The 26,465-nt window shown below is 66.4% G+C and carries 21 protein-coding genes; all 21 read right to left on the bottom strand.

Annotated features, from left to right (window positions below; translation table 11 throughout):
• Window positions 1-14 precede the first annotated feature (14 nt).
• Window positions 15-323 carry an STAS domain-containing protein gene (locus AC1DW3_RS08480; RefSeq protein ID WP_477930445.1) on the bottom strand — a complete coding sequence of 103 codons (309 nt, stop codon included), beginning with the start codon at window positions 321-323 and terminating at the stop codon, window positions 15-17.
• A gap of 2 nt (window positions 324-325) precedes the next feature.
• Window positions 326-961, bottom strand: a complete 636-nt coding sequence (locus AC1DW3_RS08485; RefSeq protein ID WP_477930446.1) for an MlaC/ttg2D family ABC transporter substrate-binding protein — start codon at window positions 959-961, stop codon at window positions 326-328.
• A gap of 96 nt (window positions 962-1,057) precedes the next feature.
• Window positions 1,058-1,927 carry an MlaA family lipoprotein gene (locus tag AC1DW3_RS08490; RefSeq protein ID WP_477930448.1) on the bottom strand — a complete coding sequence of 290 codons (870 nt, stop codon included), beginning with the start codon at window positions 1,925-1,927 and terminating at the stop codon, window positions 1,058-1,060.
• Window positions 1,924-2,424 (bottom strand): outer membrane lipid asymmetry maintenance protein MlaD, encoded by a 501-nt coding sequence (gene mlaD / locus AC1DW3_RS08495; RefSeq protein ID WP_477930450.1) that lies wholly within the window; start codon window positions 2,422-2,424, stop codon window positions 1,924-1,926. Before mlaD ends, AC1DW3_RS08490 begins: the two co-directional genes overlap by 4 nt.
• A gap of 12 nt (window positions 2,425-2,436) precedes the next feature.
• Window positions 2,437-3,216: a lipid asymmetry maintenance ABC transporter permease subunit MlaE gene (mlaE, locus tag AC1DW3_RS08500; protein WP_477930452.1), complete on the bottom strand. Its 780-nt coding sequence runs from the start codon at window positions 3,214-3,216 to the stop codon at window positions 2,437-2,439.
• Window positions 3,213-4,025: an ABC transporter ATP-binding protein gene (locus tag AC1DW3_RS08505; RefSeq protein ID WP_477930454.1), complete on the bottom strand. Its 813-nt coding sequence runs from the start codon at window positions 4,023-4,025 to the stop codon at window positions 3,213-3,215. The genes mlaE and AC1DW3_RS08505 overlap by 4 nt, the downstream gene beginning before the upstream one ends.
• A 76-nt stretch (window positions 4,026-4,101) precedes the next feature.
• The gene (locus AC1DW3_RS08510) at window positions 4,102-4,761 is read right to left on the bottom strand and encodes an energy transducer TonB (RefSeq protein WP_477930456.1); all 660 of its coding nucleotides are present in this window, start codon (window positions 4,759-4,761) and stop codon (window positions 4,102-4,104) included.
• Window positions 4,740-8,249 carry a pilus assembly protein gene (locus AC1DW3_RS08515; RefSeq protein ID WP_477930458.1) on the bottom strand — a complete coding sequence of 1,170 codons (3,510 nt, stop codon included), beginning with the start codon at window positions 8,247-8,249 and terminating at the stop codon, window positions 4,740-4,742. Before AC1DW3_RS08515 ends, AC1DW3_RS08510 begins: the two co-directional genes overlap by 22 nt.
• A 19-nt stretch (window positions 8,250-8,268) precedes the next feature.
• Window positions 8,269-8,940: a pilus assembly PilX family protein gene (locus AC1DW3_RS08520; protein WP_477930459.1), complete on the bottom strand. Its 672-nt coding sequence runs from the start codon at window positions 8,938-8,940 to the stop codon at window positions 8,269-8,271.
• A 4-nt stretch (window positions 8,941-8,944) separates the two neighbouring features.
• On the bottom strand, window positions 8,945-10,051 hold the full coding sequence (locus AC1DW3_RS08525; RefSeq protein ID WP_477930599.1) for a PilW family protein: 1,107 nt from the start codon (window positions 10,049-10,051) through the stop codon (window positions 8,945-8,947).
• A gap of 13 nt (window positions 10,052-10,064) precedes the next feature.
• The gene (gene pilV, locus AC1DW3_RS08530) at window positions 10,065-10,472 is read right to left on the bottom strand and encodes a type IV pilus modification protein PilV (RefSeq protein ID WP_477930461.1); all 408 of its coding nucleotides are present in this window, start codon (window positions 10,470-10,472) and stop codon (window positions 10,065-10,067) included.
• Window positions 10,473-10,497: 25 nt separating this feature from the next.
• Window positions 10,498-11,112 carry a GspH/FimT family pseudopilin gene (locus AC1DW3_RS08535; RefSeq protein ID WP_477930462.1) on the bottom strand — a complete coding sequence of 205 codons (615 nt, stop codon included), beginning with the start codon at window positions 11,110-11,112 and terminating at the stop codon, window positions 10,498-10,500.
• 7 nt (window positions 11,113-11,119) lie between these two features.
• Entirely contained in the window at window positions 11,120-11,587 is a 468-nt protein-coding gene (locus AC1DW3_RS08540) for a type IV pilin protein (RefSeq protein WP_477930464.1), read from the bottom strand.
• Window positions 11,588-11,831: 244 nt separating this feature from the next.
• Window positions 11,832-13,307 carry a glutamate synthase subunit beta gene (locus AC1DW3_RS08545; RefSeq protein ID WP_477930466.1) on the bottom strand — a complete coding sequence of 492 codons (1,476 nt, stop codon included), beginning with the start codon at window positions 13,305-13,307 and terminating at the stop codon, window positions 11,832-11,834.
• Window positions 13,308-13,319: 12 nt separating this feature from the next.
• The gene (locus tag AC1DW3_RS08550) at window positions 13,320-18,077 is read right to left on the bottom strand and encodes a glutamate synthase-related protein (protein ID WP_477930467.1); all 4,758 of its coding nucleotides are present in this window, start codon (window positions 18,075-18,077) and stop codon (window positions 13,320-13,322) included.
• Window positions 18,078-18,215: 138 nt separating this feature from the next.
• Window positions 18,216-18,932: an REP-associated tyrosine transposase gene (locus AC1DW3_RS08555; RefSeq protein WP_477930469.1), complete on the bottom strand. Its 717-nt coding sequence runs from the start codon at window positions 18,930-18,932 to the stop codon at window positions 18,216-18,218.
• A 79-nt stretch (window positions 18,933-19,011) separates the two neighbouring features.
• Window positions 19,012-20,148, bottom strand: coding sequence for a deoxyguanosinetriphosphate triphosphohydrolase (locus AC1DW3_RS08560; protein WP_477930470.1), 1,137 nt, complete (start codon window positions 20,146-20,148; stop codon window positions 19,012-19,014).
• Window position 20,149: 1 nt separating this feature from the next.
• On the bottom strand, window positions 20,150-21,244 hold the full coding sequence (gene aroB, locus AC1DW3_RS08565) for a 3-dehydroquinate synthase (RefSeq protein WP_477930472.1): 1,095 nt from the start codon (window positions 21,242-21,244) through the stop codon (window positions 20,150-20,152).
• Window positions 21,245-21,302: 58 nt separating this feature from the next.
• On the bottom strand, window positions 21,303-21,860 hold the full coding sequence (locus AC1DW3_RS08570) for a shikimate kinase (RefSeq protein WP_477930474.1): 558 nt from the start codon (window positions 21,858-21,860) through the stop codon (window positions 21,303-21,305).
• 31 nt (window positions 21,861-21,891) lie between these two features.
• Window positions 21,892-24,264, bottom strand: a complete 2,373-nt coding sequence (locus AC1DW3_RS08575; protein WP_477930476.1) for an autotransporter outer membrane beta-barrel domain-containing protein — start codon at window positions 24,262-24,264, stop codon at window positions 21,892-21,894.
• A gap of 58 nt (window positions 24,265-24,322) precedes the next feature.
• Complete coding sequence (locus AC1DW3_RS08580; RefSeq protein WP_477930601.1) at window positions 24,323-26,464, bottom strand: type IV pilus secretin PilQ; 2,142 nt, start codon at window positions 26,462-26,464, stop codon at window positions 24,323-24,325.
• Window position 26,465 lies beyond the last annotated feature (1 nt).

A 26,465-nucleotide genomic window follows, 5' to 3' on the forward strand; every position in this document is an offset into this window, starting at 1 on the left:
CTACCCTGGGCTGATCAAACCGCCACGGCAGGCGGCCAGAGCAGCTCGGCCACGCCGTAGACGCGCGCCAGTTCGCGCAGCTTGTCGGGCGCGTTTTCGAGCTTGAGCGTTGCGCCCTGCTCGGTGCATTGCCGCCCGGCCGACAGCAGCACGCTCAACGCCGCGGAATCGAAATCCGTCAGTTCGGCGGCCGACAGCCTGACCTCACGGCCGGCCGCGGCCAGCACCTGGGCAGCCTCGGCGCGCAGGGCCGGCGACATCTGCGCCCAGGCGGCGCGGGCACCGTCCAGGCGCAGCCGCGTGGGCAGCTTCAGACCGCTCAAGATCAGCTCTTGGCAGTCGAGCCGGCCTTGGCATTCTTGTCGGCCAGGCTCTTGATCAGGCCGTCGATGCCGTTGGCGCCGATCTCCTGAGCGAAGCTGTTGCGGTATTGATCCGCCAGCCAGATGCCCAGCACGTTGACGTCATAGATCTTCCATTCGGCGCCGGCCTTCTCGAGGCGGTAGTCGAGCTGGATGGCGTCACCCTTGCCGCGGATCTCGGTGCGCACGACGACTTCGGTATCGGTCGGCTGGGCACGCAGCGGCTTCAGGCCGATGGTCTGGTCCTTCACCTGGGTCAGCGCGCCGGCATAGGTGCGCACGAGCAGGGTCTTGAACTCGGCCTGCAGCTTGGTCTGTTGCTCGGGCGTGGCCTGGCGCCAGAAGCGGCCGACGGCGGAGGCCGTCATGCGCTGGAAGTTCACGTGGGGCATCACCTTGGCATCGACCAGGGCAATGATCTTGTTGACGTTGCCGCCCTGGATGTCCTTGTCGGCCTTGACGGCCTCGATGGTCTCCAGGGACAGCTGGCGGATCAGCTGGTCGGGCGCGCCGGCATCGGCCGCGTGGGCGGCGTGCACGAGGCCGAGGCCAATCGTGGCCACGGTGAGCAGTCGGCGCAGGGAGGTCAGCAGAGTCATGGTGTCACTTTCACTGGACGGGACGGGACGGGCGCTCAACGCCGCAGCCCGGGTTTTGGTTGGCTCTCGGCACGTAACCGTTGGTGGCACATCAGGTCAGCGGGACGCCGCGGAGGCGGGTTCGGCCGGCTTCTTCACGCTGGCTGCGGGTTCTGAGGCCGCGGGCTGAGCGGCCGAAGCCGCCGAAGCGGCGGCAGCCGGCGCCGAGGCCCCATTGCCCGGCACCAGCAATTCGATCTCGTCGTCATCATCGAAGCTGCCGCGCCTTTGCAGATAGGCATCGCGGTAAAAGGTGTATTTGTCCAGCGCGATGCCTTCCAGCATCTCGCCGGCGCGCAGGAAGTTGGCGCGGGTGTTGATGATGTTCAGCGACGTGATCAGCACCTTCTTGCTGCCGTCGTCGAAGACGACCGCAGGCGACGCCTTCCAGTCCATCGGCAGGGCCAGCGAGTCGCGCACCGAGGACGGACCGAACAGGGGCCAGACGATGTAGGCGCCGGTGCCCATGCCCCATTTGCCCAACGTCTTGCCGAAGTCCTGGCTGTTCTTTTCCAGGCCTGCCTCGGTCGCGACGTCCAGCACGCCGACCAGGCCGATCGTCGAGTTGACGGCGAAGCGCATGCCCTGCTCCACGCCGGCCTTGAAGCGCCCCTGCAGGAACAGGTTCACCGCCGACCAGGCGTCGCCGATGTTGCCGAAGAAGTTGTCGATGCCGGTGCGGATCGGTGAGGGCACGATCTCGGAATAGGCGGTCGCCACGGGCTTGAGCACGTTCGCATCGAGGCTTTCGTTGAAGGCGAAGACCTTGCGGTTCCACGACTCCCACGGGTCCAGCTTCTGGCCCTTGGAGCCCATGACCTTGTCGACGGCGCGCTCGATGCGCGTGCCAACGCCCTTCACGGTCTGGCAGCCGGCCAGGCTCAGCGCCAGCACCAGCAGGGCCAGCATGCGCAGGACCCGGCTCACGGCTTGCCCCCCGACGCGGTCGCCGCGGGCGCCGCGCTGCCCATGTCGGACGCCTTGCTGTTGATGAACTGGCCGATGAGGTTTTCCAGCACGACGGCGCTCTGCGTCTGCTTGATGACGTCACCGCTGGCCAGGTTCTTCTCGTCGGCACCCGGCTCCAGGCCGATGTACTGCTCGCCCAGCAGGCCCGAGGTCAGGATCTTGGCCGAGCTGTCCTTGGGGAACAGCGTGTTCTTGTGCATATTGAGCAGCACCTTGGCCTGGAAGGTCTTGTCGTCGAAGCTGATCGACTCCACGCGGCCGACGACGACGCCGGCGCTCTTGACCGCCGCGTTGGGCTTGAGGCCGCCGATGTTGTCGAAGCGTGCCGAGACCTGATAGGTGGCGTCGAAATTGAGGCTCAGCAGATTGCCGGCCTTGAGCGCGAGGAACAACAGGGCCGCGCCGCCGATCAGCACGAACAGGCCCACCCAGGCGTCATATCGAGAGGATTGCATCCTTCCTTCTCCCTAAATCGAAAACATCATGGCGGTCAGCATGAAGTCCAGCGCCAGCACGGCCAGCGACGACACCACGACGGTCCGCGTGGTCGCCGCCGACACGCCTTCCGGCGTCGGCTTGCAACCATAACCCTGCAGCAGCGCGATGAAGGTGACTGTCACACCGAACACCAGGCTCTTGACGACGCCGTTGCCGACGTCCTTGAACACGTCCACGCCGCCTTGCATCTGCGACCAGAAGGCCCCGGCGTCGATGCCCAGCAGCGGCACGTCGACGAGCCAGCCGCCCATGATGCCAAGCGCCGAGAAGACCGCGGCCAGCAAGGGCATCGCGATGAAGCCGGCCCAGAAGCGCGGCGCCAGCACGCGCTGAATCGGGTCCACGGCCATCATTTCCATCGCGGTGAGCTGCTCGCCGGCCTTCATCAGGCCGATCTCGGCGGTCAGCGACGTGCCGGCGCGGCCCGCGAACAGCAGCGCCGTCACCACCGGCCCCAGTTCGCGCACCAGGCTGAGCGCCGTCAGCAGGCCCACGGCCTCGCGGGAGCCGTAGCGCTGCAGCGCGTAGTCGCCCTGCAGGGCCAGCACGGAGCCGACGAAGAGGCCCGACACGCCGATGATGAGCAGGGAGCGGTTGCCCAGATAGAAGAGCTGCTCGCGCACCAGCACGAAGCGCATCAGCGCCCGCGGCGAACAGGCAAGCAGTGACCAGAACAGGCGCGCGGCGGCACCCCAGTCGGCGAGCATCTGGCGCACGCCCAGGCCCACCTTGGCGGCCACAGCCATCATGACGCCACCCCGAAGTCCTCGGCCACGGGCCGGGCCGGTTGATGGAAGCGCACCGGACCGTCGGCCTCGGCACCGACGAACTGGCGCACCAGCGGGTCGTCGCTGTGGCGCAATTCATCCGGCGTGCCCTGAGCGACGATGCGGCCGTTGGCCACCATGGCCACCTCGTCGGCGATCTGGAAGGTCTCGTGCAGATCGTGCGAGACGATGACGCTGGTCAGGCCCAGCGCGTCGTTCAGGTCGCGGATCAGGCGGGCGGCGACACCCAACGAGATCGGGTCCAGGCCCGCGAAGGGCTCGTCGTACAGCACCAGGTCGGGGTCCAGCGCGATGGCGCGGGCCAGCGCCACGCGCCGGGCCATGCCGCCGGAGATCTCGCTGGGCAGCAGGTCGCGCGCGCCGCGCAGGCCGACGGCATTGAGCTTCATCAGCACCAGGTCGCGGATCATGGCCTCGGGCAGGTCGGTGTGCTCACGCAGCGGGAAGGCCACGTTCTCGTAGACGCTGAGGTCGGTGAACAGCGCGCCGAACTGGAACAGCATGCCCATGCGCCGGCGCACGGCGTACAGGCCGTCCAGGTCCAGCGGCGCCAGGTCCTGGCCGTCGAACAGCACCTCGCCGCCCAAGGGTCTGAGCTGGCGGCCGAACAGGCGCAGCATGGTGGTCTTGCCGCCACCCGAGGTGCCGATCAGCGCCAGCACCTTGCCGCGCTGCAGCTTCAGGTTGACTCCATCGAGGATGACGCGGTCGCCATAGCCGACGCTGACGTTGCGCAGTTCGATCAGGGGAACAGGTGCCGAGGGATTCACGCGATCAGGCCAAAGCCGGGCGGGAGAAAGGGCGCCATGATAGGGGAAACACCAAGCCTTCCCGCACAGCCGGTCTTCATGGCGGAGCGGCGACTTTGTCCGACTCGAAGCTCACCTCGATGCGTACCCAGGACTTGACCGCCTGGCCATTCAACTGCCCGGGGCTGAAGTCGGTGGCCATGAAGGCCTGCCGCGCCGTCTCGAACAGCGGCTCGGGCAACACGGCGTCGCCATCGGGCTCGACGCGCTCGACCCGACCCTGCTCGTCCAGGTAGAGCCTGAGGATGGCCGTGTAGGAACGCCGCAGCGGCCAGTTGGGGGGCCACTGCAGCAGCACGGCCGTGCGCGCCACGGGCCCCACGCTGAGCAGCGCCCGCGGCACATAGACGGCTGGCTCGACGGTGGGCACCGCCACCGGTTCAGGTGAAGGCGCAGGTGAAGGCTCAGGAGGTGGCTCAGGAGGAGCCGTCGCCTCTGTCGCCGGGCCGGGGGTGGCGGCCACCGGCGGTGCCTGCTCGGCGGCCGGCGCCACCCGCAAGTCGGCAGGCGCAGCCACGTACCGGACCGTCAGCGCCGCCGGCGTGTCGCCGGGCTTGGGCAGCAGCAGCTCCCGCTTCCAATCGCTCAGGGCCTGAGCCCCGGAGGCGAGCAGCGCGAAGTGCACCAGCGCCGCCCCGGCCAGGCACCACCAGGGCGGGCCGGCGCGCGCGCCCTTCAGTTCATCAGCTCGCGCCATGAGGTGCGGCGCAGGGTGCCTGGCGGCACGGTGATCGGGTCGGCACCTGCGCGCGAGATGTTCTTGCCATCGACCTGCTGCACCAGGGTCAGCAGCTTGCCGGTGGAGCTGACGATGCTCGTGATACCTGCCACCAGCGTCGTGCTGGAATAGGTCAGCAGCGGCTTGCCGGAACCGACGTCCAGGTAGTACAGCCAGGAGGTACCGCCGGGCGAGCAGACCGTCGGCTGCGGGATGTTGCTGGCGACGATGAGCTGGTTGAGCTGCTGGTCGAAGTCGACGTTGACCCGCTCGCCGGCGCTGAGGCTGAGGTCGACATACCAGCCCTTCTGCGTGGCCCAGTTGATCGTCGCGCCGCTCACCAGGCCGCTGCGGTCGGCCTTCAGCGTCTGCTTGACCATGCCGGCATTGCTGCGCAGGGCGCCCAGGCCGGTCACGGTCAGGTCGTCCTTGAAGGTGTAGATGGACTGCAACGCGGTGTCGCCAACGTCCGTGGTGCCCAGATAGCGCCCCGTGGCCACCGACACGACCGGGTATTTGTAGTTGCCGTTGATGATCTCGGTCAGCACGGGCTTGGTCGTGATGGGCTGGTTGCTGCCGGTCGTGCCCAGCAGCATGCTTTCCTTGCCGGCCACGCCATAGTTGTCGTCGAAGTCGAAGCGCCAGACATTGCCCAGCATGTCGGCGCCATAGACGCGCGATGCGACGGCAAGCTCGTCGTCATCCACCCAGGCGTTGATCTTGCCCAGGTTGCTGGGCGTGGAGGGGCTGCCCGCCGCGGTCGCGATCTTGCTGCTGGCGTCCACCAGCGCGCCCGTCACGGCGTCCAACACATACAGATAGCCCACGCCCGAGGTGTTGTTGTAGCCCGAGGTGAACATCACGACCCAGCGGCCGGCCTTGTTCTTGGTGATGATGGGGTTGCCGTAGCTGTAGCCCAGGTCGCCGTCGCTGCTGTACTCCCACAGCGCCTTGGGGGATGCCGGGTCGGTGATGTCGAGGGCGTAGTAGCCCTTGCCGCCCTTGCCCAGGCCGCCCACCAGAATGGTGCGCCACTTGGTGCCGTCGTACACGTCGCCCACTACCGGCGCGCCGTCGACGAAGAAGCGGTGCTTGGATTCATAGGCGGCGTCGGCCAGCAGGTACATATTGGACATGACCATGGACGGCACATAGGCCCACAGCTCCGTGCCGCCGGTGGCRTCGGCCACGTTGTCCGCCACCTTGATGGCGTGCAGCATGCCGTCGTTGGCGCCCACGTAGAGCACACCCTGGCGGGAGGCCGTCGTCGTGACGAAGGCGCTGTAGCCGGGGTCGGCCAGGCTCATGGGCGACTTCTTCACGTAGACGGGCGCGCCGTTGACGATGTCGCCCATCGGGCCGGTGCGGGTGCGGAACACCTTGTCGGCATCGGCGTTGGCGGACTGCTCGTAGGTGGTCGTGCCGCGCAGGAAGTTGATGAGATTGGCGGCCGTGGCCTTGGGCTTGGCGCCCGCGTCCATCGTCACGCACTGGCTCAGCTTCTCCGCCCCCGTGGTGCACAGGTTCTGGAAGTTGCTGACCTTGCCGGCGGTGGTCAGGTTGGCCTCGGTGAAATCGACGAGGGTGTTGCTGCCGTTGTTGAACAGGATGGTGCGCGAGGCCTGGCCCTTGATGCGATCGGAGGCCGACCAGATCGGCGTGCCGGGGTTCAGCACAGCGCCCGTGCCGGTGTCGATCTTGAACGCATTGACGGTGCCGTCCCAGGTTTTGGTGGTGTAGAGGGGGATGAACAACCAGTCATCGCCCGCCGACGGCGTCAGCGAGCTGGTGGCCGCCGCGGCAGAGCTGCCGGTGGCCGCGTCGATGCGGGTCAGCGCATCCACGAGGCTGGCGGCCATCTCCGACGCGTTATTGGCGCTGTAGTAGGTGCCACGCCCGTTCACGGCAGCGTGCCAGAGGTCATCGACAGCCGTGAGCGTGTTGGACAGCGGCTCCGGCCACACCTTGTTGCCCTGCTTGATGTCGTAGAAGTCGCCGCTGCGCTGGGTTTCGTAGTTCTTGTCGTAGGTCAGCGTGCCGCTCAGGCCCAGGCCCAGCGTGAACGTGGTCATGTGCTGGGCCGAGTTGTTGTCCTTGGTGTCGACCGGCACGATGTTGTCGCAGACGTCCTGGTTGGCGACCGAGCCCGTGCAGTTGCCCAGGGTCGCGGTGCGCAGGTCGGTGACGTAGTAGTACTGCGCCACGTCGGCCAGTGTGTCGGCGTAGCCGGCGCCGCCGTTGGCCTCATCGCGCATCGGCCGTGCCACCGACGCGCCCGCATCGGTGTTGCCGATGCCCACGGTGCCGGCCAGGTCCTTGTGCGTGATGCTGCCCTCGTTCCAGTAACCGTCCGTCGACAGGATGGTGTAGTTGCGCTGGCAGGCGTACTGCATCGGATCCGTCTGCCCGGTTAACCGGTTGGCGAAGTAGCGGCCAGCCCGCGCCAGCGCTGGCCGCAGCGGCGTGGTGCTGTTGCCCGAGGTGCCATACAGACGGGTGAAGAAGTCGGTCTTCTGCGTGCCGCCATCGAAGTCGCCGACGTTCAGGAAGCCCGTGCTGTTGGCGCCGCCATTGGCGTACTCGCTGATTTTGGAGAAGCCGACGCGGAATCGCGTGGCGTCGATCCTGGCGAAGGCCATGCCGGCACCGGCCCGCATGGCCAGCATGCGGGTGCGGTAGTAGGAGAACCAGTTGGCGTAGTTCTGCTTTTGCGCGGCGGTCGCGTTCTGGGCGCGCACGACGTCGAAGTCGGGGCCTGCACAGCTGCTGCCCGTTTTCCCGGCCTTGGGCGTCGCCCAGAGGAAAGGGCCGTAGTCGCCTTCGGTCTTGGTCGTGGTGATGGTGGTCTGAAGGGAGCAGCTGTTTGCTACGCCGCTTTTGCAGGTCTTGCCGGGCGCATTGATGCGGGAGTAGGTCGTCACGACGGAAGTCGTCGAATTGCTGGGGCTGTCGTAGTTCGACGTGGTGGTGGTGCCCGGCACCGCACAGGCGTTGTCGTTTCTGGCGCCGCACACGGCCGAAGTGACCGACTGGCTGGGGTTGCCGATGGTCGCCCCGACGACCCCGGGTGTTTCGGGGTTGTCGTTGCTCAGATCGACGGTGCTCGACCCGCTCTTGTAGCCGTCATTCCAGGCGGCCGTGAAACTCGCATTCGCCATCGAAGTGCCATCGGATTTCAAGGGCACCGGATAGTTGCGGTTGGGGTCGAAGAAGATCTTGTTGGCGCCGACCCAGCCGAAGCAGACGTCGCCGGTGGGCGCGTCGTCGGGCAGGTAGTTGTCGTTCATGGAGCCCGAGTCATCGAGCACGAACATCAGGTTGGAGCGCACCAGCGTGCCATTGGCCATGCTGCTCAGCGGCCGGTCGGCCAGGTCGGCCGATCCGGCGCTCGCCGTCGCCGCGGCCAGCAGCAAGGGCAGGCCCCCGGCCAGCCACCGCAACCCAGGGAGAAAAGAGGTCGTTTTCATGCTTGATCTCCTGCGTGGCCTACAGCTGGACCATGGTTTCGGTGAACGAGACGGTGCCGCGTGCGCTGGTGCTGCGCACGACGATGCGGTAGTACTGGGAATTCGAGACGAGGGCCTGCGCCTTGCCCGCCTTGTAGTCCTGCACGCCCTTGTTGCCGCCGCCCGTGAGCGCCGAGCCGGTCGGCACCGCACAGTCGACCGCCGACGGCGCACCTTCAGCTGCGCAAAGCCGCGTGATGATGTAGCGCGCCGTGTTGGCGCCGCCATTGAGGCTGATGTCGGCGGATGGGCGCACGCAGGTGCCCCAGCTGCCCGCCGCGTAGAGCAAGCAGGTGCCGGTGCCGTTGCCGGTCCAGTCCACCACCGCCCGCGTGTTGGCGGTGGAACCCTGGCCGGTCACGTCCAGCGCGTCGCGGCTGGTGGCGTAGTAGCCGGCGGCTGCCTGGTCCGTGTGCAGCGTCGTGCCGGCGTTGGCGTTCAGGTAGGCGACGGCCGACTCGGCGGCCTGGCTGGCCGCCGACGTCGCGTCCTGCTTGAAGCCGAGGTTGCCGATGACCAGCGCGCTGGTGTCCACCGACCGCACCAGCGCCACCGCCGCCAGCGAGATGATGACGAGGGCGATCAGCGCGAATATCAGCGAGACCCCGCGCTGCCGGCGGGTCGGCGTTGTCGTGATTGCGTGGCAGTTCATCATTTCATCGTCCCCAGATCACGTTGCGCAGGGGTGCCGTCACCTCGAACACCGAGTAGCGGTAGTGCTTCCAGTCCGGTACACCGCTGATCGTCAGGTCGAGGCACCTGCTGGTGCCGCAAGTGGTGGCGCCGGTGACGGTGCCCACGGTGCCAACGTCCCACTTGGGCGCGGCGACGGTCACTTCGTCCTTCTGGTAGCTCCCGCTGCGTGCGACCAGCGCCAGCCGCACGGCCTGCACCTGCCGCCAGCCGGCATTGGTGGTGGGCGTCACGTTGTCGTAGGTGTCGACGACGTCGTCAGCGTTGGTGTCCTTGCCATACAGGGCACGCAGCATGACGATCTGCGGGAACAACTCCTGCGACTGCATGGCGCCCGTGGTCAGGTCCAGGGTCTGCTGCTGCAGGTTGTAGTTGGCGTCCACCGCGAAAGTGCGCCGCACCAGTTGACCCGCGTTGATCAGCCGGTCGCCCGCGAAGTAGCCTGCAGCCGGCGCCACCTGGGCGCCGCTGTTCCAGGGCGACGTTGTGCCATGCACGGCCTGGTTGCTGTTGGCGAGCGCCGTGACCCGGTAGGCGCCGCACCAGTTGGTGGCGGAGTAGCTGGTGGGCACGGCGATCACGATGTCGCCCGCCGAGATCCCCACCGCCGATCGCAGCGTGAATCGATCCGCCGTGGTCGGGTGGTCGACGCTGATCAACGCCGGCACGGCATAGGCGCGGCCTGACGACATGACCGTGATGCTGTCGGGGGCGCCGTTGGCTCCGGCGGTGATCACCAGGGGCACGAGCGGCCAGTTGAAGGCGCCGCCGGCGGTGTGGTTGGCAGAGATCGGGCAGCCGAGCGCGGACAGCTCGTTGATGAGGCCGTAGCCGGCCATCTGGATCTCGCGCTGCAGGGTGTAAAGCCCCAGCGAGCCGTTGACCTGGGCATCGGCGCCACCGGTCGTCACGCGCTTCTGCCCTTCGGCGAAGGACAGCACCTGGGCGGTCACCAGCACGACGACCAGGCCCAGCAGCAGCCCGATCATCAGCTCGATGAGCGTCACGCCAYGCACGGCTGCACGGCCCAGCGCGCTGCGGCCGGGGTTCAGTTTGGAATGCAAGACCATCACGGGGCGGCCCTCAGTTGATGGACGAGGCCATGTTGAATCGACTCTGCGATTCACCGGCCGCCGTCCAGCGGATCTCGATGGACACCACCCCCGTGTTGGCCACAGTCACGGTGGATTGGCCGCCGGGAAGCCGGGCCGCCACGCGGGCTTGCCAGTCCGTGCAGGCGGCCCCGCAGCTGGCCGTGGCGTAGGCGTTCAGGTTGGCGCGGTCGGTCCACATCGCGCCGAGCAACTGCTGTGCGAGGAAGGCTGCCTCGGCCCGGAAGGTGGCGGACGTCTGGGCGCGCGTCATGGCCCCTTGCAGGCCCACGACGCCCAGCACGCCCATCGCGCAGATCAACAGCGCGACCAGGGCTTCGAGCATCGCAAAACCGGTGTGCCGGCCGCGGCCAGCCTTCAGCTTCGAGCTTGTTTTCATGCCTGGAACTCCATGATGCAGCGGGTCAGCACTTGCGCGGGTCACTGCTGGCGGCGACCTTGGGCTCGCACATCCGGACGGTGCCGCCGGTCCCGATGACGATGCGCAGCGCGCGGAAGTCATCGCCAGGGACCTTGTTGTCGATGTCCAGCGTCGTCAGAGTTGCTATCGCAGGCGACATGTCCACAGCGCGGCCGAAACCGTTGAACACGACGGTGTCGGCATCACCGCCACCAGAATCGGAGCTTGACACCACGACATTCTGGGAGCCGCTGCCGGCGGCCTGCTTGTCCAGGATACGGGGTGCCGTCGTGTCGCTGACCGCGGTCGCGCATTTGCCGCTCGGGTCGTCAAGGCTGATCACCCACGATGCGTTGTCTTCGTTAACCGAGCAGCTGTTGTCCATCACCGCCACGTTGCTCAGGGTCACGAGCGAGAAGCGCACATTGGTGTTGCGCCGCATCGCCTCGGCGCGGGCACGCTGCAGCCCGGTCTGCAGGGACGTGGCCACGTTGCGGATCTGGGTGTTGCGTATCCAGGCGCTGGCGCTGGGAATCACGGCCGCGAGCAGCAAAGCCATCAGGCCGACCACCACCACCAGCTCCACCAAGGTGACACCCCGCAGGGCCTGCCGCTTCATAGCCACCTCAGCACTCCGTGCCCTTGGCGAGCCAGCAGTTCTTGCCGCTCACAGCCGTGCTCTTGAAAGTGGTCGTGGTTTGCAGATTGGCTTGGTTGAGGGTGTACACATGCCCAACCGATACCGTACCCGTCTTGCCGGTGGCGGTGAGGGTGTAGCCCTGCCCGGAGGCGGTCAGGGTGCAGGCATAGGTGAAGTTCTTGGCGCCGTTGGGGACGAAGGTCTTCCAGCTCGGGGCGGCGGCACCGTCGGCGCAGACCGTGGTCCCGTAGGCGCGGTTGTCCTGGTAGTACTGCTCCATCTTGATCCGGTAGTCCGCCAGCTGCGAGAAGCTTTCGGGCAGGGTGCCGCGGCGCACATAGTCCTTGTATTGCGGCACCGCCACTGCGGCCAAGATGCCCACGATGGCCACCGCGATCATGAGCTCGATCAGCGTGAAGCCACGTTGAACCTGAGGAGGCGCGAATTGGGACATGGGCAGTTCCTGTGGTGCGAAGACGAGGCGATGAGCGCTCGCCAGAGGGACCATCAAGTGGTCGTTTCGGGGCATTCTGCGGCAGGGCCGGCGTGAATGTCGTGCAAAACTGCGCACCGCGGCGCGGCTTCTCGACGGGCGTTCGCGCCACTGCGACGAACGGCAGGCCCCGGTAAGCAATTGCTACGGCGCCATGAAAAACGCGACCCGGAGGTCGCGTTGCAGGGGGAAAGGCGGCGCTGCTTCAGCGCGGCAGCGTCGTCGAACCCATCAGGTATTCATCCACCGCGCGGGCCGCCTGGCGGCCTTCGCGGATGGCCCAGACCACCAGGCTCTGGCCGCGGCGCATGTCGCCGGCCGCGAAAACCTTGTCGACATTGGTCTTGTAGGCGTTGGCGCCTTCGGTGGCGGCCTTGCCGTTGCCACGCGCATCCTTGTCGACGCCGAAGGCCTCCAGGATGGTCGCGACCGGCGACACGAAGCCCATCGCCAGGAAAGCCATGTCGGCCTTCAGGATCTGCTCGCTGCCCTCGATCTCGGTCATCTTGCCGCCCTGCCATTGCAGACGCACGGTCTTGACGCCGGTCAGCTTGCCCTTCTCGCCGACGAATTCCTTGGTGGCGATGGCGAACTCGCGCTCGCAGCCCTCTTCATGGCTGGACGAGGTGCGCAGCTTGATCGGCCAATAGGGCCAAGTCAGCGGGCGGTCTTCCACTTCGGGCGGCTGGGGCAGCAGTTCGAACTGCGTCACGCTCTTGGCGCCGTGGCGGTTGCTCGTTCCCACGCAGTCGCTGCCGGTGTCGCCACCGCCGATGACGATGACGTGCTTGCCATCGGCGCGCAGCTGGTTCTTCAGCTTGTCACCGGCATTGACCTTGTTCTGCTGGGGCAGGAACTCCATCGCGAAATGCACGCCGGCCAGATCACGGCCGGGCACGGGCAGGTCGCGCGACTGCTCGGCGCCGCCGGTCAGCACGATGGCGTCGAACTGGCTCTTCAGCTCGTCTGCCTGAACAGTTTCCTTGGCCCAGTTGGTGACCTTGGATCCCTCGGGCAGGGACGCAACCATCACGCCGGTGCGGAACTCGACGCCCTCGGCCTTCATCTGCTCGACGCGGCGGTCGATGTGGGACTTCTCCATCTTGAAGTCCGGGATGCCGTAGCGCAGCAGGCCACCGACGCGGTCGTTCTTCTCGAAGACGGTGACGCTGTGGCCGACGCGGGCCAGTTGCTGGGCGGCGGCCAGGCCGGCCGGGCCGGCACCGACGACGGCGACCTTCTTGCCGGTACGCACCTTGGGCGGCTGGGCTGTGACCCAACCCTCGGCCCAGGCGCGGTCGATGATGGCGTGCTCGATGGACTTGATGCCCACCGCGTCGTCATTGACGTTCAGCGTGCAGGCTGCCTCACAGGGCGCGGGGCAGATGCGGCCGGTGAACTCGGGGAAGTTGTTGGTGCTGTGCAGCACGTGAATGGCGTTCTTCCAGTCTTCCGCGCGGCCCTTGTAGACCAGGTCGTTGAAGTCGGGAATGACGTTGTTGACCGGGCAGCCGCTGTTGCAGAACGGCGTGCCGCAGTCCATGCAGCGCGCGCCCTGCTGCTTCGCCTGGTCGACGTTCAGCGCGATGACGAATTCCTTGTAGTTCTTGACGCGAGCGGGGACGGGCTCGTAGCCCTCTTCCAGACGCTCGTACTCCATGAAGCCAGTAACCTTGCCCATGCTTGGCGCTCCTTAAGCCTTGACTGCTTCAGGCGCCTTGGCCTGAGCGATGGTTTGTGCGGCTTCCCTGGCGGCGTTGATCTCGCCCAGGGCACGGCGGTATTCGTTCGGGAACACCTTGACGAACTTGGCACGCGACTCGGCCCAGTGGTCGAGGATGTCACGGGCGCGCTGGCTGCCAGTCCAGCGGTGGTGGTCTTCCAGCAGCTTCTTCAGGATGGTTTCGTCGGTCTGGGCCTCGCGGTCCACGCCGTCGACACCCTTGGTGCGATGCCAGATGGCCTTGTCGACGCTGGCTTCCTGCTCGGTCGAGGTCGCCAGCTTCTCCAGCGACACCATGCTGGTGTTGCAACGCTTGGCGAAGTGACCGTCCTCGTCATAGACGTAGGCGATGCCGCCGCTCATGCCGGCCGCGAAGTTGCGGCCGGTCTTGCCGAGCACGGCAACGGTGCCGCCGGTCATGTACTCGCAGCCATGGTCGCCGGTGCCTTCGACGACGGCCGTCGCGCCCGACAGCCGCACCGCAAAGCGCTCGCCGGCGACGCCGCGGAAGAAGGCCTCGCCGCGTGTCGCGCCGTACAACGCCGTGTTGCCGACGATGATGTTCTTGGTCGCGTCGCCACGGAAGTCGATGCTGGGACGCACGACGATGCGGCCGCCCGACATGCCCTTGCCGGTGTAGTCGTTGGCGTCACCGATCAGATAGAAGCTGATGCCCTGGGCCAGGAAGGCACCGAAGCTCTGGCCGCCCGTGCCTTCCATCTGGATGAAGATGGTGTGGTCGGGCAGGCCCTCGGGCTTGCGGCGGATCAGCTCGCCGGACAGGCGCGCACCCACCGAGCGGCGCACATTCGTCACTTCCTGCATGAACTGCACCTTCTCGCCCTTCTCGAAGGCGGGCAGGCACTTCTCGATGAGCTTCACATCGAGCGCACGCTCCAGACCATGGTCCTGCACATCGTTGTGGATGCGGGCCACGTCGGCGGGAACGTTGGGGCGGTGGAAGATGCGGGCGAAATCCAGGCCCTTGGCCTTCCAGTGCGAGATGGCCTTCTTGGTGTCCAGCCAGTCCGAACGACCGATCAGCTCGTCGAACTTGCGCACGCCCAGCTGGGCCATGATCTGGCGCGCTTCCTCGGCGACGAAGAAGAAGTAGTTGACGACATGCTCGGGGCGGCCGGTGAACTTCTTGCGCAGCACCGGGTCCTGCGTGGCCACGCCCACCGGGCAGGTGTTGAGGTGGCACTTGCGCATCATGATGCAGCCTTCGGCCACCAGCGGCGCGGTGGCGAAGCCGAACTCGTCGGCGCCCAGCAGCGCGCCGATGACGACATCGCGGCCGGTCTTCATCTGGCCGTCGGCCTGCACGCGCACGCGGCCGCGCAGGCGGTTCAGCACCAGGGTCTGCTGGGCTTCGGCCAGGCCCAGCTCCCACGGCGTGCCGCAGTGCTTGATGGACGACCACGGCGAGGCGCCGGTGCCGCCGTCATGGCCGGCGATGACGATGTGGTCGGCCTTGCACTTGGCCACACCAGTGGCCACTGTGCCCACGCCGACTTCGGACACCAGCTTGACCGACACGTCCGCCTTCGGGTTGACGTTCTTCAGGTCGTGGATGAGCTGGGCCAGATCCTCGATGGAATAGATGTCGTGGTGGGGCGGCGGGCTGATGAGGCCGACACCCGGCACCGAGTGGCGCAGCATGCCGATGTATTCGGATACCTTGCCGCCGGGCAGCTGGCCGCCCTCGCCGGGCTTGGCGCCCTGGGCCATCTTGATCTGGATCTGGTCGGCGCTGACCAGGTATTCCGTCGTGACGCCGAAGCGGCCGGATGCAACCTGCTTGATCTTGGAGCGCAGGCTGTCGTTTTCCTTCAGCTCGTAGTCGACGGCGATGACCTTGCCGTCGATCACATCGCTGATCTTGGTGCCATCGGTGATCTTGATGCCCTTGAGCTCGTTGCGGTAGCGGGCCGGGTCTTCGCCGCCCTCACCCGTGTTGCTCTTGCCGCCGATGCGGTTCATGGCGACGGCCAGCGTGGCGTGGGCTTCGGTGGAGATGGAGCCCAGCGACATCGCACCGGTGGCGAAGCGCTTGACGATGTCGGCCGCCGACTCGACTTCCTCCAGCGGCACGGCCTTTGCGGGATCGAACTTGAACTCGAACAGGCCGCGCAGCGTCATGTGGCGCTTGCTCTGGTCGTTGATGAGCTGGGCGTAGTCCTTGTAGGTCTCGAACTTGCCCGAACGCGCTGCGTGCTGCAGCTTGGCGATGGCGTCCGGCGTCCACATATGCTCTTCGCCGCGGGTGCGCCAGGCGTATTCGCCGCCGGTCTCCAGCATGCTGTCCAGCAGCGGGTCATCGCTGAAGGCCGCCTCGTGCATGCGGATGGCTTCCTCGGCCACCTCGAAGACGCCGATGCCGCCCACCTGGGTGGCCGTGCCGCGGAAGTACTTCTCGACGAAGTCCGCCTTCAGGCCGATGGCCTCGAAGATCTGCGCGCCGCAGTAGGACATATAGGTCGAGATGCCCATCTTGGACATGATCTTGGACAGACCCTTGCCCACCGCCTTGATGTAGTTGTAGCGGGCCTGCTCGGCCGTCAGCTTGGCCGGCAGTTCATCACCCATGGCCTCCAGCGTCTCGAGCGCGAGGTAGGGGTGGACGGCTTCGGCACCGTAGCCGGCCAGCACGGCGAAATGGTGCACCTCGCGGGCCGTGCCGGTCTCGACGATCAGGCCGGCCGTCGTGCGCAGGCCTTCACGCACCAGGTGATGGTGGACGGCGGACAGGGCCAGCAGCGCCGGGATGGCGATGCGGTCGGCGCTGAGGTGGCGGTCCGTGATGATGAGGATGTTGTGGCCGGTCTTGATCGCGTCCACGGCCGAAGCGCACAGCGAGGCCAGCTGCGCTTCCACGCCGGCACGGCCCCAGTCGCGCGGATAGGTGATGTCCAGCTCGCTGGGCTTGAACTTGCCGTGGGTGGGCGCCTCGATGCCACGCAGGCGCGCCATGTCGTCGAAGTCCAGGATGGGCTGGCTGACTTCCAGGCGCATCGGCGGGTTGATGGCGTTGATGTCCAGCAGGTTCGGCTTGGGGCCGATGAAGCTGTTCAGCGACATCACGATGTTTTCGCGGATCGGGTCGATCGGCGGGTTCGTGACCTGGGCGAACAGCTGCTTGAAGTAGTTGTAGAGCGGCTTGTTCTTGCCCGACAGCACCGCCAGCGGCGAGTCGTTGCCCATCGAGCCAATGCCTTCTTCGCCATTGGCGGCCATGGGGGCGAGCAGGAACTTGATGTCCTCCTGCGTCGTGCCGAAGGCCTGCTGGCGGTCCAGCAGCGTCGTCGTGAAGCCCGGGCGGGCAGTCTCGGGCACGGCGATATCGTCCAGCTTGACGCGGACGTTCTCGATCCACTGGCGATAGGGGCGCGCGTTGGCAAACTGATTCTTCAGTTCCTCGTCATCGACGATGCGCCCCTGCTCCAGGTCGATMAGGAACATCTTGCCGGGCTGCAGGCGCCACTTCTTGACGATCTTGGCCTCGGGAATGGGCAGCACGCCACTTTCCGAGGCCATGACGACGAGGTCGTCGTCGGTGATGCAGTAGCGGGCCGGACGCAGGCCATTGCGGTCCAGCGCGGCGCAGACCTGGCGGCCGTCGGTGAAGGCCATGGCGGCCGGGCCGTCCCACGGCTCCATCATGGCGGCGTGGTACTCGTAGAAGGCGCGGCGGCGCTCGTCCATGCCCTCGTGCTGCTCCCAGGCTTCCGGGATCATCATCATGGCGGCGTGAGCGAGCGGGTAGCCGCTCATCGTCAGCAGCTCGATGGCGTTGTCGAAGGTGGCCGTGTCGGACTGGTGCTCGAAGCTGATCGGGTAGAGCTTCTTCAGGTCGTCGCCCAGCACCGGCGACTTCATGACGCCTTCGCGGGCGCGCATCCAGTTGAAGTTGCCCTTGACCGTGTTGATCTCGCCGTTGTGGCAGACCATGCGGTAGGGGTGGGCCAGCGGCCACTCGGGGAAGGTGTTGGTGGAGAAGCGCTGGTGCACCAGGGCGATGGCCGAGACGACGCGCGGGTCGGCCAGGTCCAGGTAGTACTTGCCGACCTGGTCGGCCAGYAGCAGGCCCTTGTAGATGACGGTGCGGCAGCTCATGCTGGGCACGTAGTACTCGCGGCTGTGCGTGAGCTTCAAGGCCTGGATGGCGCTGGAGGCGGTCTTGCGGATGACGTAGAGCTTCCGCTCCAGCGCGTCAGGCACGATGATGTCCGGGCCGCGGCCGATGAAGATCTGGCGGATCACCGGCTCCTTCTCGCGCACGGTCGGCGACATGGGCATGTCGCGGTCCACCGGCACGTCGCGCCAGCCGATCAGCACCTGGCCCTCGGCCTTGATGGCGCGGGCGAGTTCCTGCTCGCAGGCGAGGCGCGAGGCGGCCTCCTTGGGGAGGAAGATCATGCCGACGCCGTACTCGCCGGGCGGCGGCAGGTTGACACCCTGCTTGGCCATCTCGGCGCGGTAGTACTCGTCCGGGATCTGGATCAGGATGCCGGCGCCGTCGCCCATCAGCTTGTCGGCACCCACCGCGCCGCGGTGGTCCAGGTTCTCGAGGATCTTCAGCCCCTGCTGGACGATGTTGTGCGCCTTCTGGCCCTTGATATGCGCCACAAAGCCGAGGCCGCAGGCATCCTTCTCATTGCCCGGCCGGTAGAGCCCGTGCTCGGCAAGGTCTTGGATCTCGGCTTGAATCTGCGCAGCGTGGCTCATGGCGCCCTCCTGGAACACAACAGGGCGGAAGATTAATGCAGTGCAGCAAATGCGGCAACTTGATTAAATTAGGGTCAGAGTCAATTTAATTTTGTCTCCGTTGCTCGTGCAAGTTAATTGGGGCCATAGTCAAAGCAGCTAGCCGATCTCGCCCTGGGGCGACGGCTGTGTTGGTTTGCGTGGCCGCCCGCGCGGCCGCTTGATCGCCACTTTCGGGTGAACGTCAGCCAAAACGCCCAGGAAAGCCTCGCTGCCCACCGGTCGGCCACGCAGCACGGCTTCGGTGAACTGCGCCTGCTCCAGGGCCGTGGTGCCCTGCTCCATCAACTCCGCATAGGCATGCTCACGCTCGAAGGGTGTGTTGCCCAGCGACCAATACAGCTCGTGCTCGGTGACCAAGGCGCTGCGGGTGCGGCCGAGGTGATGCGCGGCACTCGACCAAGGCCACTGCGCCGCTTCCTGGCAGAGGCCCGCTCGCACCGGATTCAGCTCGATATAGCGCATGCAGGCCAGCAGGTGCCGCTCGCCCTCGATCAGCCCGGCTCGGAAGCGCCCTTCCCAAAGCGTGCCACTGCGCTGGTGGCGAGTGTTGAACCAGGCCACGTAGCGACGGCCGAGCGACTGCATCATGCGGCTGAGGGCGTCCACCTCCGGCGGCGTCAGCAGCAGGTGCAGGTGGTTGTCCATCAGCACATAGGCATGGATGGCCACCCGGTATTGYGCCGCAACCTCTGCCAGGGTGGCCAGCATGTGCTGGCGATCATGGTCGCTGAAGAAGATGGCCTGGCGGTTGTTGCCGCGCAGGATGACGTGGTGAGGCTGACCCGGCAGGATCAGTCGAGGGAGACGGGCCATGAATGCATCCCTATCGGCACAGCGGCCTTGGCAGGAGCATTCAGAATAATCGACTCCGACCCCAATTTGTGAGGGCGAATCAGAAAAGGCTTTTGCCGGTCAGCCTGAGGTGCTCGCGGATGGCGAAGCGGTCGGTCATGCCGGCGATGTAGTCGGCACAGGCGCGCTCGCGGTCGGGGCGGTCGGCGAAGTCGGCCGGCATCTGGCTGGCGTCGGCCGAGTAGGCCGCGAAGAGGTCGCGCAGCACCTGCTCGGCACGGTTGCGCGTCGACTGAACCTGGGCGTGGCGATAGAGATTGGCGAACAGGAAGCGCTTCAGCGCCGTGCTCTTGGCTCGCATCTCCGGGCTGAAGCGCAGCAAGGGCTTGTCGGCCCGGCGCACCGCCTCGACGTCGGCGGGCGCCGCGTCGGCCAGTGCGGCGCGCGTGGCGTCGATGATGTCGTAGACCTGCGCCGACAACATGCGACGGATGGTCTCGAACAGCAGACGCTTGCCCGCCAAGCCAGGATGGGCGTCCAGCGACGCCCGCCAGTGCTCGCGCACCAGTTCGACCTCCAGCAACTGCTCCAGCTCGATCAAGCCCGAGCGCACGCCGTCGTCGACGTCATGTGCGTTGTAGGCCACCTCGTCGGCGAGATTGCAGAGCTGGGCCTCCAGGCTGGTCTGGCCGCCGTTGAGAAAGCGCGTTGCGATGCCACCCGGTTCGTCAGCCTCGAGCAGTTCGGCGTTGCGACGTGAGCAGTGCTTGAGGATGCCTTCGCGCGTTTCGAAGCAGAGATTGAGCCCGTCGAAGGCCGGGTAGCGCTGCTCAAGTTGATCGACGACGCGCAGCGACTGCAGGTTGTGCTCGAAGCCACCATGGCCTTTCATGCACTCGTCCAGCACGTCCTGGCCCGCATGGCCAAAGGGCGTGTGGCCGAGGTCATGAGCCAGGGCCACGGCCTCGACCAAGTCTTCGTCCAGGCCCAAGCTGCGCGCGATGGAGCGACCGAGTTGGGCCACCTCGAGCGAATGCGTCAGCCGCGTGCGGAACAGGTCGCCCTCGTGATTGAGGAAGACCTGGGTCTTGTAGACGAGACGGCGGAAGGCCGTGCTGTGGATGATGCGGTCGCGGTCGCGCTGGAACTCGCTTCGCGTCGGCGCGGCCGGCTCTGCAAGGCGGCGGCCGCGGCTGCGCGCCGGGTCGGCGGCGTAGGCCGGGCGCAAAATCGACATCTCAGGCGGCCCCGTGTGCCACCAGCGTCTCGACGATGCGCGCGTCGGGCACAGCGTGCAGGCCGGCCCGGCCCAGCGCCTCGATGAGGACGAAGCGAATCTCGCCGGCCTCGGCCTTCTTGTCCACGCGCATCAGCGACAGATAACGCTCGGCCCCCAGCTTGGGCGGCTGCACCGGCAGCCCTGCCCTCTCGACCAGGCGGCGCAGGCGCTCGACGAACTCGGCCGGCATCAAGCCCATGCGCTGCGACAGGTCGGCCGCCAGCACCATGCCGCAGGCGACGGCCTCACCGTGCAGCCACGCACCGTAACCCATGCCGGCTTCGATCGCATGGCCGATGGTGTGGCCGAAATTCAGGATGGCGCGCAGCCCTTGCTCGCGTTCGTCCTGGCCCACCACGTCGGCCTTGATCTCGCAACTGCGGCGCACCGCGTAGCCGAGCACGGCCTTGTCTCGGGCCAGCAGCGCATCGAGGTTGTCTTCGATCCAGCACAGGAAGCCGGCGTCGGCGATGGGGCCGTACTTGATGACTTCGGCCAGGCCGGCACGCAGCTCGCGGTCGGGCAGGCTGTCCAGCGTGTCGAGGTCGGCGATCACCCGCTCGGGCTGGTAGAAGGCGCCGAGCATGTTCTTGCCCAGCGGGTGGTTGATGGCCGTCTTGCCGCCGACGGACGAATCCACCTGGGCCAGCAAGGTGGTCGGCACCTGCACGAAGGGCACGCCGCGCATATAGATGGCGGCCGCGAAGCCGGTCATGTCGCCGATGACGCCGCCACCCAGCGCAAACAGCACGGTCTTGCGGTCCAGGGCCTCGCCGAGCAGGTGGTCGCAGATGCGGTTCAGGTTGGCCCAGTCCTTGTGCTGCTCGCCATCCGGCAGCACGACGAGGTCGACGCGGCGATAGACAGCCTGCAGGCGTTCACACAGACGTGCGGCGTACAGCGGCGCCACGGTCTCGTTGCTGACGATGACGGCTGCCGCGGCCTTGGGCAGTTGCTGCCAGCTGGCGGGCTCGTCCAGCAGGCCGGAACCGATGCGAATCTCGTAGGCGCGGTCGTCAGGAAGCTGGATGCGGACGGTATCGGTAGCAGGCATGCCGTCGAGTGTAAGAGCGCCCCCCTGGGGCGGCCCTCCGCTTGCCGTCAAGCCGGCATCAAAGCGGCTCGGCCCCCACTGTCGCGGCCACGCGCGTCGGGTCGAGCAGACCAGCCAGCTCCAGTTGCATCAGCGCCATGTTGACGAGGGCGTGCACGGACGGGCGTGCGCTCTCGAGCACATAGTGGGCGCAACGGCGGTAGAGCGGGTCGCGCTGCTGGTGCAGCTCGCGCAGCTTGGCGAGCGGGTCGCGCACCTGCAGCAAAGGCCGGGTCGTGTCATGGCGCAGGCGCCGGAACAGATCTTCGGGGGTGGAGCGCAGATAGAGCACGGTTGCGCCCTCATGCAGCAGCTCGCGATTGCGCTCCCGCAGCACGGCGCCACCACCGGTGGCCAGCACGCAATCGCCGGGCCGGGCCATCAATTCGCCGATGACCTCGGTCTCGACGTCCCGGAATTCGTCCTCGCCATGGCGCTCGAAGAACTGCTTGATGCTGCCGCCGATGCGCAGCTCGATTTCATGGTCTGAATCGACAAAAGGCACGCCGATTTGGCGTGCCAGTTGTTTGCCGACGGTGGACTTGCCACCGCCGGGCATGCCCACCAGGGCAATCACGAACGGGTCCAGACTGCCCCCGGTGGCATCGTCAGTTGGGGTCGGAACAAGACGCGGATATTCCGTACGGGCTCTTGATGAACGGCGGCTTTGCCTGCGTCTTGATCACGGTGTCCGGGACCGGCGTGAGTTCCTTATTGCCCACCAAGGAATTCAGGGTGTAGCCCGGCGTGGCAACTCGCCCCCACACGGCCGGTGGACTCACCACGCCAGAAGCGGCGACACGAATGGAATATTCGACCCATTCACCATAGTTCTGCGGATACTCGATGCGAAGCAGGGCCGTGCCGTTCGCATCAGTCTTGGTCGTGCTGATCATGGCGATGGACACGTCGGACTTGCGGGGCTCCAACTGGCCGTTACCGTTCACATCCTCCGAAACACCGTTGAATGTCTCGATCGTGCCGTTGCGGAAGCCGTTGATTGAGCTGTCCTCCGCAATACATTTGGCCCTGATGATCTGCCCCCACTTCTGATCCGCGTCGCTGTAAACCCATTCGCCCTTCTGGTAGCTCGGCAAATCGAGGAGCGGTGTCAGCTGCACGTCCGACTTGGGATTGCCTGCGGCATCCACCACCAGAACAGTGAACTTAACGGTGTAGGTTTGGCCGTTCGCACCTACTGCGATTTCCTGGGCGGAACCGATGCTGATCGACAGCGGCTGCTCCACAACGGTCAGCGAAACCGACAGCTTGCGGCTGGCAGGGCAGGCGAGGATGGTCTCGACGCTGTCGTCCTTGGCGTAGCAGGCGTAGATCTTGACCTGATCGGTCGAACTGGCGCGCTGGCCGGGAATGAAGCTTGACACCGCCACGCCATTCGCGTCGGACGTGACGATGGCATCCTTGCCCGAACCGATGTCGCCATCCGTGCCGGCCGCGTTGTCTCCCAGGCCCAGACGCACTCGGACGTTGGGCACGGGCACGTTGTTGGCGGTCAGGAACAGCAGGCGCAGTTCGGCGCGGTTGTCCTTGGAGCCGACGGCATTGACGCTGACGACCGACGGGGCCACGGTGAAGGTGGCCGAGGCAATGTCGACCGCGGCCGGCACGTCGGACAGCTTGGCGTCGATCTGCACGGTGCTGGTGATGGTCGCACCGCCCGCCTGTGCGGAGATCGCCGTCGGTCCCGAGCCCGCTGCGACATAGCTGTAAAGGTAGCGACCGCTGCTGTCGGTCGTGCCTGTAGCGCTGGCGGTCGGACCCGGGCCGGACACCGTGAGGGTGACACCGACCATGGGATTGGCGTTCACGTCGGTCAAGGTGTACTGGACCTGACCCGGGTCGCCCACCTTCAAGGTGGCGGGCTGCAGCGTGGCTTGCAGCTTCGCACCCGTCACGCGGAACGAGGCTTGGCGCACGAAGGTGCCGCTCTTGGCCGTCACCGTGACGAGACGGTTGGAACGGTCGGCACCGATGGTGACCGAAGCCTTGGCCGTACCGTCGGCCGCGGTCTTCCCGTTGCCAACCACCAGGACGGCGTTGGAGTCCACGCTGAAGGTCACGTCGATGCCAGACACCGCGTTGCGGCCGCTGTCCACGGCCGTCACGGTCACGTCGACCGTGTCACCGCCGCCATTGCCGATGGTGGCCTTGTTCAGGCTCATCGACATGTCGGCCGCGGTAGGCGTCACCGCCGACGAATCAACCACATCGAAGCTGATGGAGCGAGACACGGTACCGCTGGTCGCGGTGACCTTGATCGTCCGGTTCGTCTTGTTGCTGCCCAACTCCACCGTGGCCTTGAGCTGGCCTGTGTTGGTGTCGGTCACCGCGCCGCCGCCCGCCGCGGAGACGAAGGCGGACTTGGCCGGATCGTCGACGGCGAAGGTCAGCGGCGCGCCACCCGCGGCGCCGCGTGACGCGTCGAGCGTGGTTGCGGTGAGGTTGACCACCTGGGTGCCGTTGTTCGGCAGCGTCGCCTTGTCAGACACCAGGGAAATGTCAGCCACCTTGCTGCCGGTGACGCTGTCCACGACGTTGAACGAGAAGGTCTGGCTGACGGTGCCGCTCGATGCCGTGACCGTGACAGTCCGGCTGGTCTTGTCCACCAGGCTGACCGTCGCCGCCAACGTGCCATCGCCCGTGCCGGTGCTGGTGCCGGCGGGCGTGACGACCGCCCCACTGCTCACCGCGAAATTGATGGGAATTGCCTTGCCGATCAGCGCTGTATTGCCAGTGGTCAACGCCGTCACCTTGATGGCGAGCGTCTCGGTCCCCGTATTGGGAAGGCTGGAATTGCCCGTGATCGACAGGGCCGTCAGACTGCTGGTGTCTCCACCACCGCCATTGATCGGTGTCCCGGCGGCGCCGCCACCACCACCGCAAGCGGTGAGGACGGCCGCGAGGGCTCCGCCCAACAGCGCACGGACCGCAATCCGGCTCCAAACATCAAACTTCAACATCTCTTTGCACTCCCGTGTGTAGCCAGCGCAGCTGACACATCGTCAATTCAGTAAAACCTCAGCGCACCGTCTGCCGTTCGCTGACGACCTTGGGCGTCAGGAAGATCAGCAGCTCGGTTTTCGAGGTCGTGCGGGTCTTGTTCTTGAACAGGTTGCCAAGGATGGGCACATCGCCCAACAGCGGTACCTTGTTCACGGTCTCGCCTTCGTCCTGGGTGTAGATGCCGCCGATGACAACCGTACCGCCGTTCTCGACCAGCACCTGTGTCTGAACGTGCTTGGTATTGATGGCATAGCCCTGCGGCGTCAGCGTGCCGCGGCTGTCCTTGTTGACGTCCACGCTCAGGATGACGCTGCCTTCGGGCGTGATCTGCGGCGTCACCTCGAGCTTGAGGTTGGCCTTGCGGAACTGCACCGACGTGGCGCCACTCGCGGTGGCCACCTGGTAGGGCAGTTCTTCGCCCTGCTCGATCAAGGCCTTGACCTGATCGGCGGTGATGACGCGCGGGCTGGACACGACCTTGCCCTTGCCGTCGGACTCGAGGGCGGACAGCTCCAGGTTCAGGAAGCGGTTGGCCGTCGCGCTGAACAGGGACAGCGCCACCGTCGCCGCGTTGCCGCCGCTGAAGGCGTCGGACGAGGTGTTGGCCGCCAGGTTGACGAACTGCGTGTTGTTGTAGTTGTTGTCGGTGTTCAGCCCTGTCTGGTAACCCACGCCGTTGTAGTTGCCGCCGACGGTCACGTAGTTGCTGCCGCCGACGCTGTAACCCGGAATGCCGCCCTGCAGGCCACGCACGTCCGCGGCCCCGAGCTTGACACCCAGCGAGCGACCGAACTTGTCATTGGCCTCGACGATGCGCGCTTCGATCAACACCTGGCGCACCGGGATGTCGATCTTGGCGATCATGGCCTGGATCTCCTCGAGCTTGCTCGGGATGTCGGACACGAAGAGCTGGTTGGTGCGCGGCTCGAAGATGACGCTGCCGCGCGCCGACAGGATGCGGGTGCCGCCGCCGGAGCCATTGCTGCCGCCGCTGCCGCTGATGCCCTGGCCGGTCAGGCCCTTGGCGAGGTCCTCGGACTTCACGTAGTTGAGCTGGAAGGACTGGGTGCGCAGGGGCTCGAGCTGGGCGATGGCCGCCTTGGATTCGAGGTCCAGCTTTTCCTTCGCCGCGAGCTCGTCCTTGGGCGCGATCCACAGCACGTTGCCGGACTTCTTCAGGCCCAGACCCTTGGCCTGCATGATGATGTCCAGCGCCTGGTCCCAGGGCACGTCCTTCAGGCGCAGCGTGACGCTGCCGGTCACGGTGTCGCTGGTGACGACGTTGAAGTTGGTGAAATCGGCAATGACCTGCAGCAGCGCACGGACTTCGATGTTCTGGAAGTTCAGCGACAGCTTGTCGCCGGCATAGCCCGGCCCCTGGGTCAGCTTGTTGGGGTCGATCTTCTGCGGACGGACTTCGAGCACGAACTGGTTGTCGCTCTGGTAGGCGCTGTGCTCCCAGTTGCCCTTGGGCTCGACGACCATGCGCACGCGGTCACCCGACTGCGTGGTCGTGATCGTCTGCACCGGCGTGCCGAAGTCGACGACGTCGATCTTGCGGCGCAGGTTCTCAGGCAGGCTGGAACGCAGGAACTCGACGACCAGGCTCTGGCCCTGCTGCTGGATGTCGACACCGACCTGGTTGCTGGGCAGGTTGACGATGACGCGACCGGCATCTTCGGCGCCGCGGCGGAAGTCGATATCGCGCAGGGGCTGGGGCGCGGCGTTCAGGCTCTGCGCGAAATGGACAGGTTCGGTGTTGGTGGCCGGAGCCACCTGCGGCGCGCTGTCCAGCACCAGAACCAGGGAGCTGCCCTCCAGCTTGGCGCTGTAGTTCGAGGCATGGCGCAGATTCAGCACCACACGGGCGCGCTCACCCGCCTGGGCCACATTGGCCGAGCGCAGATTGCCCTGGTTGATCTCGACCTGGTTGCGACCCAGGGCATTCACGACCCCTGGCAGGTCGATGGCGATGCGCGGTGGCGTCTGGATCGTGAAACCCGTTGGCACGGCCTGCAAAGGCTCACTCAATTCGATGCGCACGACTTCCACACCCGCCTGCTGGCTGGTGTTGATCGCGCGTATCTGCGTCTGCGCCCAAGCCGCCGGCGTGGCCAGCAGCGTGAGCGCGAATCCCAGCAACCAGCCACGGCCCATC

The sequence above is a fragment of the Roseateles sp. P2_H4 genome, assembly GCF_056403315.1.

Coding starts and splice junctions, on each gene's coding strand:
- AC1DW3_RS08485 (WP_477930446.1), bottom strand. CDS start 961: ATGACTCTGCTGACCTCCCTGCGCCGACTGCTCACCGTGGCCACGATT.
- mlaD (WP_477930450.1), bottom strand. CDS start 2,424: ATGCAATCCTCTCGATATGACGCCTGGGTGGGCCTGTTCGTGCTGATC.
- mlaE (WP_477930452.1), bottom strand. CDS start 3,216: ATGATGGCTGTGGCCGCCAAGGTGGGCCTGGGCGTGCGCCAGATGCTC.
- AC1DW3_RS08510 (WP_477930456.1), bottom strand. CDS start 4,761: ATGGCGCGAGCTGATGAACTGAAGGGCGCGCGCGCCGGCCCGCCCTGG.
- AC1DW3_RS08520 (WP_477930459.1), bottom strand. CDS start 8,940: ATGAACTGCCACGCAATCACGACAACGCCGACCCGCCGGCAGCGCGGG.
- pilV (WP_477930461.1), bottom strand. CDS start 10,472: ATGAAAACAAGCTCGAAGCTGAAGGCTGGCCGCGGCCGGCACACCGGT.
- AC1DW3_RS08535 (WP_477930462.1), bottom strand. CDS start 11,112: ATGAAGCGGCAGGCCCTGCGGGGTGTCACCTTGGTGGAGCTGGTGGTG.
- AC1DW3_RS08540 (WP_477930464.1), bottom strand. CDS start 11,587: ATGTCCCAATTCGCGCCTCCTCAGGTTCAACGTGGCTTCACGCTGATC.
- AC1DW3_RS08545 (WP_477930466.1), bottom strand. CDS start 13,307: ATGGGCAAGGTTACTGGCTTCATGGAGTACGAGCGTCTGGAAGAGGGC.
- AC1DW3_RS08560 (WP_477930470.1), bottom strand. CDS start 20,148: ATGTCGATTTTGCGCCCGGCCTACGCCGCCGACCCGGCGCGCAGCCGC.
- aroB (WP_477930472.1), bottom strand. CDS start 21,244: ATGCCTGCTACCGATACCGTCCGCATCCAGCTTCCTGACGACCGCGCC.
- AC1DW3_RS08575 (WP_477930476.1), bottom strand. CDS start 24,264: ATGTTGAAGTTTGATGTTTGGAGCCGGATTGCGGTCCGTGCGCTGTTG.
- AC1DW3_RS08580 (WP_477930601.1), bottom strand. CDS start 26,464: ATGGGCCGTGGCTGGTTGCTGGGATTCGCGCTCACGCTGCTGGCCACG.